Source organism: Amycolatopsis sp. NPDC102389, from assembly GCF_044765885.1.
In the GTDB taxonomy this organism is placed as follows: domain Bacteria; phylum Actinomycetota; class Actinomycetes; order Mycobacteriales; family Pseudonocardiaceae; genus Amycolatopsis.
In genome coordinates this window covers 1-13115 of sequence record NZ_JBIWKX010000023.1, presented here as the reverse complement: position 1 = coordinate 13115, position 13115 = coordinate 1, and the positions used below count along the sequence as shown (strand labels likewise).

Below are 13115 nucleotides of genomic sequence, written 5' to 3'. Positions count from 1 at the left end.
ACCTGGTGACAACTATGCGTAACCATTACTCTGAGTATTCGACTCTAGGAGTCCCCTGGATCGGTCACCCTCGACCGGTTGGGGGTGAGGAAACGGAGAACCACCAGATGGGCGATTACGCCAAGGCGCTCGGGGCCAAGCTCCGCGGGATCCGCCAGCAGCAGGGCCTGTCCCTGCACGGGGTCGAGCAGAAGTCCGGAGGCCGCTGGAAGGCCGTCGTCGTCGGTTCGTACGAGCGCGGAGACCGCGCCGTCACCGTGCAGAAGCTCGCCGAACTGGCCGATTTCTACGGCGTGCCGGTGGTCGAGCTGCTGCCGGAGGGCCGGGTGCCGTCGGGCGCCGAACCCGCCACGAAGATCGTCATCAACCTGGAGCGTCTCCAGCAGCTCCCGGCGGAGAAGGTCGGGCCGCTCGCCCGCTACGCCGCCACCATCCAGAGCCAGCGCGGCGACTACAACGGCAAGGTGCTCTCCATCCGCACCGAGGACCTGCGTTCGCTGGCGATCATCTACGACATGACCCCCGGCGAGCTCACCGAGCAGCTGATCGACTGGGGTGTGCTGCCGCCCGAGGCTCGACCGTCCAAAGAGGACTAGAGATGGCGACGTTTTCGGTCCGGGGGGACCGGAAACGCCAACCGGCACCACCGAGCACGAGAACGGGCCGTGCCCTCGGAAGAGGACACGGCCCGTCGCAGTACGTCTTCTAGAGAACCGCGCGCAGGCGGTCGGCGATGGTCCCGATCCGGCCGAGCACGCCGTTCACGAACCGCGGCGAATCGTCGGTCGACAGCTCCTTCGCCAGCCCGACGGCCTCGTCGATGGCGACCGGATCCGGCACGTCCTCGGCCCACAGCAGCTCATAGACGCCGACCCGCAGCACCGCCAGGTCCACCGGCGGCATCCGGTCCAGCGTCCAGCCCTGAGCGTGCTCCGAAAGCAGCTCGTCGATCTGGGTCTTGCGGCCGGTGACGCCCTCGACCAGCGAAATCGTGTAGTCCGCGATCGGGTCGACCTCGACCGAACCGACCCGGTCCGCCAGCAGCGTCACCGCGTCGGCACCGCGCTGGGCGGCTTCGTACATCATCTCGACGGCACGCTTGCGGGCCTGACGACGGCTGATCGGCCCGCCGCGGTTCGGCGACTTGCCGGATTTACCTGAGTCGGCCATCAGCTGGAGACGCGGCCCAGGTAGCGGCCGTCACGGGTGTCGACCTTGATCTTCTCGCCGGTGGTGAGGAACAGCGGCACCTGGATCTCGGCGCCGGTCTCCAGGGTGGCCGGCTTGGTGCCACCGGTGGAGCGGTCGCCCTGCAGGCCGGGGTCGGTGTGCTGGACGATCAGCTCGACCGAGGTCGGCAGCTCGATGTACAGCGGGACACCCTCGTGCACCGCGACCTGGACCTCGAAGTTCTCGAGCAGGTAGTTCGCGTTGTCGCCGACGGTCTCGGCCAGCACGGTGATCTGGTCGTAGGTCTCCGCGTCCATGAACACGAAGTCCGCGCCGTCCTTGTACAGGTAGGTCATGTTGCGGCGGTCGACGGTGGCCGTGTCGACCTTCGTCCCCGCGTTGAAGGTCTTGTCGACGACCTTGCCGGTCAGCACGTGCTTGAGCGTGGTGCGGACGAACGCGCCGCCCTTACCCGGCTTGACGTGCTGGAACGCGGTGACGGTCCAGAGCTGGCCGTCGAGGTTGAGGACGAGCCCGTTCTTCAGGTCGTTGGTGGTGGCCACGAGTGTGCAGTCTCCTGTGTCGATCTTCCGGGCCGCCGTCAGACGACCACGAGTTCCTTGGTGCTCAGCGTGAGGAGTTCGGGCGTACCTTCCCGCACGACCAGCGTGTCCTCGATGCGCACGCCTCCGCGTCCGGGCAGATACACACCAGGCTCGACGGTGACGGCCATACCGGCGGACAGTGTACCGACGCCGGTGGTGGCGAGGCTGGGCGCCTCGTGCACCTGCAGTCCGACGCCGTGGCCGAGGCCGTGGCCGAACTCCTCGCCGCGCCCCGCGCCGACGATCACGCCACGGGCCGCTTTGTCCACTTCGGACACTTCGGCACCGGGGAGGACGGCGTCGCAGCCCGCCGCCTGCGCGCGCTGGACCAGCTCGTAGATCTCCTCCTGCCACGCCGCCGGCTTGCCGAGGACGAACGTGCGGGTCATGTCGGAGTGGTAGCCGTCGACCGTGGCGCCGAAGTCGATCTTGACGAAGTCGCCGTTCGCGAGCAGGGCCGAGGTGGGCCGGTGGTGCGGGATCGCGGAGTTGGCGCCCGCCGCGACGATCGTGTCGAACGAAGGCCCGGTCGACCCGTGGCCGAGCATGCGATTCTCGAGGTCACGGGCGACGTCGAGCTCGGTGCGGCCCGGCCGGAGCCCACCGGCGGACACCAGATCCTCCAGCGCCCTGTCGGCCGCCGCGCACGCCTGGCGCAGCGCCTCGATCTCCTGCTCGTCCTTGACCAGCCGCAGCTGCTCGACGAGCCCAGGCGTCCGGACCAGCTCGACACGGTCGAAGCGGACCTTGAGGTCCTCGTGCTGCTCGACACTGACGTGCTGGCTCTCGAAGCCGGTCTTGCCGAGCTTCTTTTCGGCCGCCAGATCGGCCAGCTTCGCCGCGCTCGCGCGGTCCAGCACCCGTTCGAGATCGGGCACCTCCGTCGCCGACTGGACCTGGTAGCGGCCGTCGGTGCAGAAGATCGTCTTGTCGTCGCCGCTCCCGTGGACGAGGAGAGCGGCGTTGGACCCGGTGAAGCCGGTCAGGTACCTGATGTTGAGCAGGTCCGTGACCAGCAGCGCGTCCACCCCGGAGTCGGCCAGCAGGGAACGCAGCGCCGCGCGGCGGCGAGAGAAGTATTCACGCACTGTCGTATTATGTCGCGCGCTTACGGAAACGTCTCGCAGGGCGCTGGACCGATCGGAACCCACGTGGTCGTGAAGGGCGCCCTGCAATCCGTTTCCGTGGGCCTCCGGCCCGAAAGAGGGCGCGCGACGGTGAAGTCTTCTCGTCGCGCTGGCGCGCTTCCGAGAAGACAGTCCGCCGGTCCCTTCGTCGGCCCCGTTGGCAGGTGGCCAAAGCATCACCATCGGCGTGCGACGCGGCCGTCGCTACTGGCGAGTTAAGCTTCTCCAATGGCACCGTGGCTGACTCGTGGACTCGTGATGGCGCTGCTGCACGGCGCGGCCGTCACCGTGCTGGCCAAGTACGAGGTCTTCAACCCCACCGACAAGACGCTCGTCACCTCGCTCGCCCTCGCCGTCCTGGTCGGGGCGGCGGCGGGCTGGAGCGCCGTGGACGCCTGGCAGGGCAAACCCGAACGCGGCAAGAACTGGTTCATCGCGGCGCTGATCGCGGGCCCGGTCTCGGGCGTGCTGTACGTGATCGGCCGCGCGGTGTTCGTCGACCAGACCGGCGCTTCGGAGCTCGGCGGCGCGCTCACCGGCGGCGCCGCCTTCTCGGCACTGCTGGTGCTCATCCCGGCCGGGCTCGGCCTGTTCGTCGGTGGCCGCATCACCAAGACCGGCGACGACGAAGATCAGCCCGCGAGCGAGAAACCGGCAGGGAAGCCGTCCCAGGCCTGATCGCTGATCTCTTCGACGGTCGAGTCGTTCAGCGCCGCCGTCCCCGCGTCCGGCAGCGCGAACAGTTTGCCGTCGAGCACCACGCCGAAGCCGCGACCGGGCGCGTGCACCGTCTTCGCCCCGGCGCTCAGCCGCGCGGCCTGCGGGAACTTGTCCACGACCTGGAGCCGCCGATCCAGCACCTCGCCCGCGAGCGCCGCCGCCACCGAGCGCCGGTCGACCCGGACCAGCGTGCCGCCGGCCACCAGGTCGATGGTCCGCTGCGGCGACGGCATCGCGACACCTTCGAACGAGGTCCGGACGCGGGCGTCACCGTCACACGCCCTCGAACCGCGGACGTCCAGGCCGAAATGCTTCAGGTCGGTCGGCGCCCCCGCGCCGCCGACGACCGTGGCCCGCACGACGTCGAAGGGCACTCGATCGCAGACGTCGCCCGACGAGAGCGGCGCGTGCCCGTCGGGCCGCCGGACCAGGCCGGGGCCTTCCTTCCAGGCGCCGGGGATGATCGCCGGCCGGTACGGCTGCGCGGAGAAGTCCCTGGTCCAGAAGGTGAGTGTGGTGCCGGCGTCGGTCTCGTGCGCGATCACGAAGGCGTCGAGCGAACCGACCCACATGAGGTCGGTGCTGAACCCGTCGACCAGCGAGCGAGGGCGCGGCGAGATCGTGCTCGGCTTGGCGACGAAACCCTGCTCCTCCAGCACCTCCACGCCTTGGGTGAACGCCGCGTCCTTGGCGCGGAGCAGGAACTGCCCGGCGCCGTTCCACCCGGCGCCCTTCGCCGTCGTGTCGGTGAAGAGCACGTAGAACCAGCCGTCGAGGTACACCGCCGAGGGCTGGCCGGCGCCGTAGACGTTGGCACGGTGGACGTCGTGCGCCGGTCCGATGATCGGCTGCCCGCCCGCCGCACGGGTCCAGTTGAGCCCGTCGGGGCTGGTCGCGAGGCCGATCGAGTTGCCGAGCGCGTGGTCGCCCGCCGCGCCGGTGTAATACATGTAGTAGGTCGAGCCGACCTTGATCACCGACGGGTCGCAGGTGTGCATCCCGTCGAAGCCGCCGGGCGCGCCGGAGAACACCGCCGCCGGGCCGCCGCCGGACGGGCCGGTGAAGGGCCCGTCGAGCGAGGACGACTGCGCGTAGAGGACGTCGTCACCGGGCGGCTGGGCACTGCCGTACTGGCTGCACCACCACATCTTCAGTTTGCCGCCGTCCCGCATCACGGTCGGGCTGTAGTTGTAGACCGCGTCCTGATCGCCCGCGGCGACCACGCCGCCACTGGCCCGGGGATCGCTCGTCGCGAGCTCGACGTCCATCGGCCGCGGCTTTTCCTTGGGCGCCTGCTGGGCTCCGCCGATCCCGCCGCCCTTGCCGTCGGCCTGGGACTGCACGGTGGCGTCGCTGCACGCCGCGAGGACCGCGCCCGCCGCGACGACGGCCACCACGGCACGGGCGGGTCGTCGACCCCCACGAAAAAGGCGCATGATGGCCGAGTGTAGCGAGGCTTAACCCTGCCGGGTGACGTCAGTACCCGGCAGGGCTACCAGCTCCACTTCGAAGCCGTCGGCGTTTTCGAGGTAGGCGGCGTAGTGATCGTCACCGCCCGCATTCGGATACTTGTCCGCGAAGAGCGGCGACCAGCCGTGTTCGACGGCCTTCGAAGCCAGTTCGTCCACCCGATCGCGTGACTCGATGTGCAGGGCGAGATGGTTCAGGCCCGGGGCGGTGCGCTCGTGCTTCTCCCCGCTGAGCGCGGGAGACCGCTCGACGACGAGATAGGTCGCGCCGTGTTTCCAGCTGACCCCGGCGGGCCAGCGCTGGAACTCACGCCAGCCCAGTTCGCCGAGCAGCCAGCCCCAGCTCTCTTCTGCACGGGCGAGATCGGGCACCCACAGCTCGATGTGGTGTGCGCGGCCGTGGTCCGACGGCAGCGCGACGAACACGCGATGCGGTCCGCTGCCGTAGTGGTCGCCGCCGCCGACGTCGAGGAAACCCAAGCGCCGCACCAGGTTCTGACTGGACACATTGGACTCGCCGACCAGCGCCCACACCGAGGACAGGCCGAGACCGACGAGTCCGTGCGCCAGGAGCGCTTTCGCGGCCTCGGTCGCCAAGCCCTGCCCGCCGTGCGCCCGCGACAGGTAGTACCCGAGCTCCGGTACGTCGCCGGGAAGTTCCTGCGACGGCCGCAGATGCGCGAGGCCGATCACCTCGCCGTCGCGTTCGATCGACCAGTGCCCCATGCCCGCCGGGCCGTCGTAGGCCAGCCTGCGGCCGACCATTTCGCGGACCTGGTCCGGCTCGGTCAACGGAACCGCGAAATGCGCGCTCATCGCCGGATCGGCGAAGAGCTTGATGATCGCGTCGGTGTCGGCTTCCGTCAGCGCGCGCAGCCGCAGCCGCGCGGTCTCGATCTCGGGAGGGTTGTTCACGCCGAGTTCGCGGCCATCCAGCGCAGGGCCAGCGGGTAACCGTCGACCCCGAGCCCGGCGATGACCGCGGTCGCGATGTCCGACAGCACGCTGTGGTGCCGGAACTGCTCGCGTTTGTGCACGTTGGAGATGTGCAGCTCGATCAGCGGCGCCTTGAGCTGCGCGGCGGCGTCGCGGACGGCGATCGAGTAGTGCGTCCACGCGGCGGCGTTGAGCACCACCGGCCATCCCGCGTCGGCGGCCTCGTGCAGCCAGCCGACCATCTCGCCCTCGTGGTCGGTCTGCCGGACCTCGACGTCGATCCCCAGCTCCTTGCCGGTTTCGACGCAGGTGGAGACCAGGTCCGCGTGCGTGGCCGAACCGTAGATCCCGGGTTCGCGCAGGCCGAGCCTGCCGAGGTTGGGGCCGTTGAGGACGAGCACCTTCACAGCAGCACGCTCCCGCCGGGCTTGGGGGCGTCGCCCGCCACCACCGAGTACGCCGCGGCGAGCAGCGACGGGTCCGGGCCTTCCAGCCTGCCGGGTTTGGCGAGCCCGTCGAGGACGACGAAGCGCAGCACGCCCGAACGGGTCTTCTTGTCGCCCTTCATCGTCTCCAGCAGGTGCGGGAGCGCGTCCGGGTCGTATGTGGTCGGCAGGCCCAGCAGCTTGAGGACGGCGGCGTGGCGGTCGGCGGTGGCGTCGTCGAGACGGCCCGCCAGACGCGCGAGCTCGGCGGCGAAGACCAGTCCGACGCTGACCGCGGCACCATGGCGCCACCGGTACTTTTCGCGGCGTTCGATCGCGTGGCCGAGGGTGTGGCCGTAGTTGAGGATCTCGCGCAGGTTCGACTCGCGCAGATCCGCGGCGACGACGTCGGCCTTGACCTGGATCGAGCGGCGGACCAGTTCGCCGAGGACCTCGCCGGTGGTGTCCAGCGCCGCGGCGGGATCCTGCTCGACGAGTTCGAGAATACGCGGATCCGCGATGAACCCGGCCTTGACCACCTCGGCCATTCCGGCGACGAGTTCGTTGGGGGGCAACGTTTCCAGCGTCGCGAGGTCGACCAGGACCGCGCTCGGCTCGTGGAAGACACCGACCAGGTTCTTGCCGGCTTCGGTGTTGATGCCGGTCTTCCCGCCGACGGCGGCGTCGACCATGCCCAGCAGCGTGGTGGGCACGTTGACCAGCCGCACGCCGCGCATCCAGGTCGCGGCGACGAATCCGGCCAGGTCGGTCACGGCGCCACCGCCGAGCCCGACGACCACGCCCTGGCGGTCGAGGCCGATGCGGCCGAGGACCTCCCAGCAGAAGCTGGCGACGGTGAGCGCCTTGCCGTCCTCGGCGTCGGGGATCTCGACCCGGTGCGCGTCGATCCCGGCCTCGGCCAGCTCGTCGCGGATGGCCTCGGCGGTGGTCGTCAGCGTCGGCGGGTGGATCAGCGCGACCTTGGAGGCGTCGGCGAGCTGCTCGGTGAGCTCGCCCAGCAGGCCGCGGCCGATGACGACGTCGTACGGCTTGGCGGTGTTGACGGTGATGCGGACCGGCTCGGTCATCGTTCCCCTCACTTCGGCGGAAGCCGCTTGGCCCGCGCGACCTCGCAGGTGATCTTGCCCTTGACCGGGGTGTCCCCCGGGATCTCTTCGGTCACCTTCTGGCCGGGCGTCATCCGGTTCTTCGCGAACAGCGCCTCACCGGAGGCCTTGCCGTCGGCGTCCTTGATCGCGATGGTGACGGCGTAGCGCGCGTCCTCGCCGGTGCTGTTGGTGACCTCGATGGTGACCTTCGGGGTGTAGCTGGAGCTGTCGCATTTGGTGACCTTGACGTCGGCGGCGACGTCTTCCGCCGGAGCGGCCGACGCGGGTGCCTCGGTCGTGGCCGCGCCGGTCTGGATGACGTCCGCCCCTGCGGGCTGCTTCTCCTCACCGCACGCGGTCAGGGTCAAGGCGACGACGGCGAGGAGAACGCCGACGGTGGTGCGCTTCATACTCGGTCCTTGCTGATTTCGGTCAGTCCGATGACGGCGGCCTCGACGACCTCGTCGGCGGTCAGCTGGTCGGTCTCGATCTCGAACGTGGCCACCTCGCGGTACACCGGCAGGCGCGCGTCGAGGAGCGACTTGTAGGTGGCTCGGGGGTTCACCCCGGCCAGCAGCGGGCGCGCGGTCGAGAGCCCGGCGCGCTGGACGCCCGCGGCCATCCCGACGTTGAGGAAGATCACGGTGTGCCCGGCCAGCCGTTCCCGGGTGCCCGGCGTGATCGGCGCTCCCCCGCCCAGCGAGAGGACGCCGTCGTGTTCGGCCAGCGCCTTCGCGACCATCTCCTCCTCCAGCGCGCGGAAGGCGGGCTCGCCCTCCTCGGCGAAGATGTCGGTGATGGGCTTGCCGACGCTCGCGACGATGTCGTCGTCGCTGTCGCGAAAGGCGAGGCCGAGCCGGGCGGCGAGCGCCGGGCCGACCGTGCTCTTGCCCGAGCCCGGCGGCCCGATGATCACCGCGCGAGGGGTCACCAGCGCTCCTCGAGCGCTTTCAGGTAGGCCTCGGCGTTGCGCTTGCCCTCGGCCAGCGAGTCGCCGCCGAACTTCTCCAGCGCGGCGTCCGCGAGGATCAGCGCGACCACCGACTCCAGCACGACCCCGGCGCGGGGTACCGCGCAGACGTCGGAACGCTGGTGGATGGCCACCGCGGGTTCGCCGGTCGTGACATCCACAGTGGACAGTGCTTTGGGGACGGTCGAGATCGGCTTCATGGCGACGCGCACGCGCAACGGCTCGCCGTTGGTGATGCCGCCTTCGAGCCCGCCCGCGCGGTTGGACCGGCGGGTCACCCCGACGGGGCCGGTGCCGCGGTCGATCTCGTCGTGGGCCTGGCTGCCCCAGCGCTTGGCCGTGGTGAAGCCGTCGCCGACCTCCACACCCTTCATCGCCTGGACGCCCATGAGCGCTCCGGCGAGGCGGGCGTCCAGGCGCCGGTCCCAGTGGACGTGCGAGCCGAGGCCCGGCGGCAGGCCGTAGGCGATCACCTCGATCACGCCGCCGACGGTGTCACCCGCCTTCCGCACGGCGTCGACCTCGGCGACCATCGCGTCGGTCCCCTCCTGGCCGAAGGCGCGGACGGGGCTCTCGTCGATGGCCGGGAGGTCCGACGGCACCGGCAGCGGCCCCTCGGGCGCCGAGGCGCCGCCGATGGACACGACGTGACTGAGGATCTCGACCCCCAGCAGCTGCTTGAGGTACGCGCGGGCCACCGTGCCGAGCGCCGTGCGGGACGCCGTCTCGCGGGCGCTCGCGCGCTCCAGCACCGGGCGGGCCTCGGGGAAGCCGTACTTCTGCATACCGGGCAGGTCGGCGTGGCCGGGCCGGGGACGCGTCAGCGGCTCGTTGCGCGCGAGGCCTTCCAGCTCCTCGGCGGGCACGGGATCGGCCGACATGACCTTCTCCCACTTGGGCCACTCGGCGTTCTCGATCTGGACCGCGACGGGGCCACCCTGGGTGAGCCCGTGCCGGACACCGCCGGTGAACTCGATGTGGTCGGTCTCGAAGCCCATCCGGGGGCTGCGGCCGAAGCCGAGCCGCCGTCGCGCGAGCTGCTCGCCCACTTCGGCGGTGGTGACCTCGACCCCGGCGGGCATCCCTTCCAGGATGGCGGCGAGGGCGGGTCCGTGCGATTCCCCTGCGGTTATCCAGCGCAACACCTGACAGATCCTGTCACAACCTCCTCTCTGTCCCGGTACAGGCCGGGCTATCCAGGACCGGGTCCGGCGAAGACGGCGAGCGCCCACGCCGCGACCAGGAGACCGGGGCCGTGCGGCACCGTGGGATGCCGGGGTCCGCCCACCGCGAGCGCCACGCTCAGTAACGCGGCGGCGACGGCGCCGAGCACGATCGACGGCCAGCCCGTCGCGGCGAGGACCGCGCCGAGGCTGCCGGCGAGCTTCACGTCCCCGGCGCCGAGCGAGCGCGGCGACAACGCGTGGACGAGCGCGTGCGCCCCGCCGAAGACCAGCGCGCCGAACACGGCCCGCCACGCGATGGCCGCTCCTCCCCCGTGCGCGGCGATCGCCAGCGCGACGGCCAGCGCCGGATACGCGGGCAGGGTGAGGATGTCGGGCAGGCGGCGGTACTTCAGGTCGGCAAGCGCCAGCGGGACGGCGAAGACGGTGAGGACGGCCGGGACCGCGAGCCACCACCACGGCCAGGCTCCGGCGTGGTGGCGCAGCCAGACCGCGACGAGCGCCACCGCGGTGAGGGCGGCCGCCCACGCGGTGACCGGCGCTCCCGCCCGGCGCAGGCAGGAGCGCGTGGCGAGCGCCGATCCGGCGCCCGCCACCGCGAAGGCGATCGGGATGAACACAAGATCAAGAGTGCGCCGGTGGCGCTCGCTGCGGCAAGTTTTTCTTTTCGTGACAGGAACTTTCACGCACTTTCGGCAGGTGGAGCGGGGGTGCGGAAGTCGTGAACGGACCGTTCACGCACGGACCCGCGGCGGCGGGGGCGAGTGACCGGCCCAGGCGGTAGCGAAGGCCTCCTTCCCTACTCTGAAGGTAGGGAAGGAGGCCTTCACGGACACGCGTGAAATTTCCGCGCGAGCAGGCAATCCGCGGCGCGTCCGGTGCCGAAGGCCTGTCATGACAACGGGATCAGGGGTTCATCCGCAACAGCGGAAGACCCGAGGGCGTGCGGATCTCGAGCGCCTTGATGTCCCCGGTGCGCATCGCGGTGCCGACCACGATATGCGCGGTGTCCTTGGGCATCGCGCGCCAGGACGCGAGCTCGCTGGTGCCACCGTCGGCGCCGACTGCGACCAGGATGTAGTCCCCGGTGCGGTTGCCGCCGTAGCTGCACGTCATGTCGACCTTCGTGCCGGTGTCCGTGGTGGACATGGCGACTTCGGCGGTCACCGGGTAGTCGCCGAGCGGGGTCATCGGGTCGCCCGCCGCCGCCATCGGCCCGGTCAGGACGACCACGAGCGCGACGCCGGCGGCAACGGCCACCCCGGCCGCGGTAGTGGTGATCGCCCGTTGGATCCGCCTTCCCCGGCGGACCCGTTTGAGCACCGTCGGCAGCAGATCCGGCGAGGGCGCCGGTTCGTCCTCCAGCAGCGCGGGAGCGCCCGCCTGGGCGAGCAACCCGGGGATTCCGGCCAGGTCGCGCACGGATGCCGCGCACCGGTCACAGCCGCGAAGGTGCTTCTCGTAGGCGAACCGGTCTTCCGGGGACAACGCCCCGAGCACGTAGGCCGCGTCGTAGGTGGCGAAGGGGTCGGTCATTGAGTCACCCCTCTTTCCTCCAATATCAACCGCAGCGCCCGCAACGCGTAGTGCGTCCGCGACTTGATCGTCCCTTCGGCCACACCCAGCCGCTTCGCAGCGTCGGCGACGGAGTAACCCTGGAAATAGCACAGGACGAGAACGTCCCGGTGTCTCGGCGAGAGCTCACCGAGCGCTTCGGCGACCAGCCAGCCCTGGACCGCCCGTTCGGTGCCGTCGGTGATCGCCGTTTCGGGCGGTTGACCGGTCACCACCTCCGGATGCGCCTCGGAGGCACGCCAGTCGTCGATGGCGATCCGTCTCGCCACGGTGAACAGCCAGCCGCGCGCCGATCCCTCGGATTGGTCGAGCACCTTGGCGTTGCGCCAGGCCCGCAGCAGCGTCTCCTGGACGACGTCCTCCGCGCGGACCCGGTCGCCGCTGGTGAGGTGCAGTGCGTAGGACCAGAGCGCCGCCGCGTGCTCGTCGTGCAGAGCCCGCATCAGCCGGTCCTCCGCGAATTCCTTCACCGATCCGTGCTTTCCCGGCTGAGAAGCAGCGGGAGGGCGAAGACCACGCAAGCCACTTCGGTGATCAGGCCCCACAGCTCGGCCTGGGTGGTGAAGCGTTCCGAGACGCCGAAGAACCCTGTGGTCAGCGAAAGCACGTACGCGCCGAGCGTGGCCAGGCCGAAGCCGATCGCCGCGAGCGCGGGAAGCCAGTGGTGCCAGACCAGGACGGCGACCGCGATCACCACGCCCGCCACGACGTTCACCAAGAAGAGCGGGCCGACCACATCCGTTTCCGAGGCCCAGTCCTGCCATACGACGTAGTGCACCCACGCCGATCCGAGCAGGCTCGCCGCCACGACCGCCCGCAACAACCACCGGATCATGTCCGTATCTCTTTTCGCGTGTTCGGTTCCCCTATGCCTTTGAACACGGAAAAGAGGGCCTCCCGGTTCAATCCGGCACCCGATGGCCGCCGAAATTGAACCGGATGGCCGCTCGAACCGTGTGTAAGGGCATGACTGCCGAACTCCACTCCCGCCGCACCGTCCTGACCACCGGGGCCGCCGTCGCCGGCGTGGCCGTCGGGGCCGTGGCCCTCACGGCCTGCGGAAGCGACAGCCCGCCGTCCGGTTCGACCGCCGCACCGCCCGCCGCGGCGCCGGGCGAGACCTTGACCGCGCTCTCCGACATCGAGGTCGGCCAGGCCAAGGCCGCCAAGACCGCCGACGGCAAGGACGTCATCGTCACCAGGACCGCCGAAGGCACGGCGGCCGCGTTCAGCGCGATCTGCACCCACCAGGGCTGCGCGGTCGTCCCGGCGGGCGCCGAGCTCAAATGTCCCTGCCACAACTCGATCTTCGACGCGGCGACCGGAGCGGTCAAAAAGGGCCCGGCGGACCAGCCGCTGCCCTCGATCGCGGTCAAGGTCACCAACGGCCAGGTCGTCACGGCCTAAAACGTGTCCGGTAAGTATCGCCTGGCGTGCTGACCTGCGGAAAGGGGCAGGGACCCTGGTGTCGCGGGAGGGGTGTGTGGATTTTGGTGCGTTGGACCTGGATCCACACGGTCACCAGGAGGGGGAGAGCCCGTCCACAGCACATCGCCCGGCAGGCGGATCGTCCGTGCCGTCAGGGACCACCTGGGCGCGAACGTGGCTTTAGCGACACGCTTCACCTGCACGACCTCCTGCGAGAAGCCACCACCCCGCCCCCACTGTCCACAAAGGCCACCCCCCGAGAGGGACGTGCCCGATTAGCCCGATTTGAGCAGCTTCACGAAGGGGTCGTGAGTGGCAATGAGGGTTCTAACCCTCTGTGCTGTTTCAGGACCTCACGGACAGATGTGTTTCAGGACTTGTCGGACAGTTTGGTGTT

General features: G+C 70.2%; 17 protein-coding genes. 3 read left to right on the top strand and 14 right to left on the bottom strand.

What is annotated here, in order from left to right:
* The first annotated feature begins 107 nt into the window (after positions 1 to 107).
* On the top strand, positions 108 to 596 hold the full coding sequence (locus tag ACIRGA_RS20510; RefSeq protein WP_003096372.1) for a transcriptional regulator: 489 nt from the start codon (positions 108 to 110) through the stop codon (positions 594 to 596).
* 109 nt (positions 597 to 705) lie between these two features.
* Here the strand turns inward: ACIRGA_RS20510 and nusB are convergent, their stop codons facing one another.
* Genes nusB through ACIRGA_RS20495 form a run of 3 tightly spaced genes read right to left on the bottom strand, consistent with a single transcriptional unit; the run spans position 706 to position 2863 of the window.
* On the bottom strand, positions 706 to 1170 hold the full coding sequence (gene nusB, locus ACIRGA_RS20505) for a transcription antitermination factor NusB (protein WP_400943102.1): 465 nt from the start codon (positions 1168 to 1170) through the stop codon (positions 706 to 708).
* Positions 1170 to 1733 carry an elongation factor P gene (gene efp, locus ACIRGA_RS20500; RefSeq protein WP_005152384.1) on the bottom strand — a complete coding sequence of 188 codons (564 nt, stop codon included), beginning with the start codon at positions 1731 to 1733 and terminating at the stop codon, positions 1170 to 1172. Before efp ends, nusB begins: the two co-directional genes overlap by 1 nt.
* Before the next feature lie 38 nt (positions 1734 to 1771).
* Positions 1772 to 2863, bottom strand: coding sequence for a M24 family metallopeptidase (locus ACIRGA_RS20495; protein WP_400943100.1), 1092 nt, complete (start codon positions 2861 to 2863; stop codon positions 1772 to 1774).
* A 297-nt stretch (positions 2864 to 3160) separates the two neighbouring features.
* Here ACIRGA_RS20495 and ACIRGA_RS20490 point away from each other — a divergent pair, with 297 nt between their 5' ends.
* Positions 3161 to 3580, top strand: a complete 420-nt coding sequence (locus tag ACIRGA_RS20490; protein WP_400943227.1) for a hypothetical protein — start codon at positions 3161 to 3163, stop codon at positions 3578 to 3580.
* Here ACIRGA_RS20490 and ACIRGA_RS20485 read toward each other — a convergent pair.
* The 11 genes from ACIRGA_RS20485 to ACIRGA_RS20435 form a co-directional block, all read right to left on the bottom strand.
* Positions 3535 to 5019, bottom strand: a complete 1485-nt coding sequence (locus tag ACIRGA_RS20485; RefSeq protein WP_400943225.1) for a beta-xylosidase — start codon at positions 5017 to 5019, stop codon at positions 3535 to 3537. The two genes, ACIRGA_RS20490 and ACIRGA_RS20485, sit on opposite strands and share 46 nt — an antisense overlap.
* A gap of 60 nt (positions 5020 to 5079) precedes the next feature.
* Positions 5080 to 6006: a GNAT family N-acetyltransferase gene (locus ACIRGA_RS20480; protein WP_400943098.1), complete on the bottom strand. Its 927-nt coding sequence runs from the start codon at positions 6004 to 6006 to the stop codon at positions 5080 to 5082.
* Positions 6003 to 6434: a type II 3-dehydroquinate dehydratase gene (aroQ, locus tag ACIRGA_RS20475; RefSeq protein WP_400943096.1), complete on the bottom strand. Its 432-nt coding sequence runs from the start codon at positions 6432 to 6434 to the stop codon at positions 6003 to 6005. The genes ACIRGA_RS20480 and aroQ overlap by 4 nt, the downstream gene beginning before the upstream one ends.
* Positions 6431 to 7540 (bottom strand): 3-dehydroquinate synthase, encoded by a 1110-nt coding sequence (gene aroB / locus ACIRGA_RS20470; protein ID WP_400943095.1) that lies wholly within the window; start codon positions 7538 to 7540, stop codon positions 6431 to 6433. Before aroB ends, aroQ begins: the two co-directional genes overlap by 4 nt.
* Positions 7541 to 7548: 8 nt before the next feature.
* A complete protein-coding gene (locus ACIRGA_RS20465) occupies positions 7549 to 7971 on the bottom strand; it encodes a hypothetical protein (RefSeq protein WP_400943093.1) in 423 nt (140 codons plus the stop codon).
* Positions 7968 to 8492: a shikimate kinase gene (locus ACIRGA_RS20460; RefSeq protein WP_400943091.1), complete on the bottom strand. Its 525-nt coding sequence runs from the start codon at positions 8490 to 8492 to the stop codon at positions 7968 to 7970. Before ACIRGA_RS20460 ends, ACIRGA_RS20465 begins: the two co-directional genes overlap by 4 nt.
* On the bottom strand, positions 8489 to 9676 hold the full coding sequence (gene aroC, locus ACIRGA_RS20455) for a chorismate synthase (protein WP_400943089.1): 1188 nt from the start codon (positions 9674 to 9676) through the stop codon (positions 8489 to 8491). The genes ACIRGA_RS20460 and aroC overlap by 4 nt, the downstream gene beginning before the upstream one ends.
* Before the next feature lie 47 nt (positions 9677 to 9723).
* The gene (locus tag ACIRGA_RS20450; RefSeq protein ID WP_400943087.1) at positions 9724 to 10335 is read right to left on the bottom strand and encodes a prepilin peptidase; all 612 of its coding nucleotides are present in this window, start codon (positions 10333 to 10335) and stop codon (positions 9724 to 9726) included.
* Between the two features lie 286 nt (positions 10336 to 10621).
* The gene (locus tag ACIRGA_RS20445) at positions 10622 to 11251 is read right to left on the bottom strand and encodes an anti-sigma factor family protein (protein ID WP_400943086.1); all 630 of its coding nucleotides are present in this window, start codon (positions 11249 to 11251) and stop codon (positions 10622 to 10624) included.
* Positions 11248 to 11760 carry a sigma-70 family RNA polymerase sigma factor gene (locus tag ACIRGA_RS20440; protein ID WP_400943084.1) on the bottom strand — a complete coding sequence of 171 codons (513 nt, stop codon included), beginning with the start codon at positions 11758 to 11760 and terminating at the stop codon, positions 11248 to 11250. Before ACIRGA_RS20440 ends, ACIRGA_RS20445 begins: the two co-directional genes overlap by 4 nt.
* Positions 11757 to 12125 (bottom strand): hypothetical protein, encoded by a 369-nt coding sequence (locus ACIRGA_RS20435; RefSeq protein WP_400943083.1) that lies wholly within the window; start codon positions 12123 to 12125, stop codon positions 11757 to 11759. The genes ACIRGA_RS20440 and ACIRGA_RS20435 overlap by 4 nt, the downstream gene beginning before the upstream one ends.
* A 131-nt stretch (positions 12126 to 12256) precedes the next feature.
* On the opposite strand from ACIRGA_RS20435, the gene ACIRGA_RS20430 reads away from it, so the two are divergent.
* Positions 12257 to 12697 (top strand): ubiquinol-cytochrome c reductase iron-sulfur subunit, encoded by a 441-nt coding sequence (locus tag ACIRGA_RS20430; protein WP_400943082.1) that lies wholly within the window; start codon positions 12257 to 12259, stop codon positions 12695 to 12697.
* Positions 12698 to 13115: the final 418 nt, after the last annotated feature.

What these genes read in the sequence shown, in the direction of transcription:
- aroB (WP_400943095.1), bottom strand. Translation starts at nt 7,540, where the DNA reads ATGACCGAGCCGGTCCGCATCACCGTCAACACCGCCAAGCCGTACGAC.
- ACIRGA_RS20430 (WP_400943082.1), top strand. Translation starts at nt 12,257, where the DNA reads ATGACTGCCGAACTCCACTCCCGCCGCACCGTCCTGACCACCGGGGCC.
- ACIRGA_RS20465 (WP_400943093.1), bottom strand. Translation starts at nt 7,971, where the DNA reads ATGAAGCGCACCACCGTCGGCGTTCTCCTCGCCGTCGTCGCCTTGACC.
- ACIRGA_RS20490 (WP_400943227.1), top strand. Translation starts at nt 3,161, where the DNA reads ATGGCGCTGCTGCACGGCGCGGCCGTCACCGTGCTGGCCAAGTACGAG.
- ACIRGA_RS20445 (WP_400943086.1), bottom strand. Translation starts at nt 11,251, where the DNA reads ATGACCGACCCCTTCGCCACCTACGACGCGGCCTACGTGCTCGGGGCG.
- ACIRGA_RS20510 (WP_003096372.1), top strand. Translation starts at nt 108, where the DNA reads ATGGGCGATTACGCCAAGGCGCTCGGGGCCAAGCTCCGCGGGATCCGC.
- ACIRGA_RS20435 (WP_400943083.1), bottom strand. Translation starts at nt 12,125, where the DNA reads ATGATCCGGTGGTTGTTGCGGGCGGTCGTGGCGGCGAGCCTGCTCGGA.
- nusB (WP_400943102.1), bottom strand. Translation starts at nt 1,170, where the DNA reads ATGGCCGACTCAGGTAAATCCGGCAAGTCGCCGAACCGCGGCGGGCCG.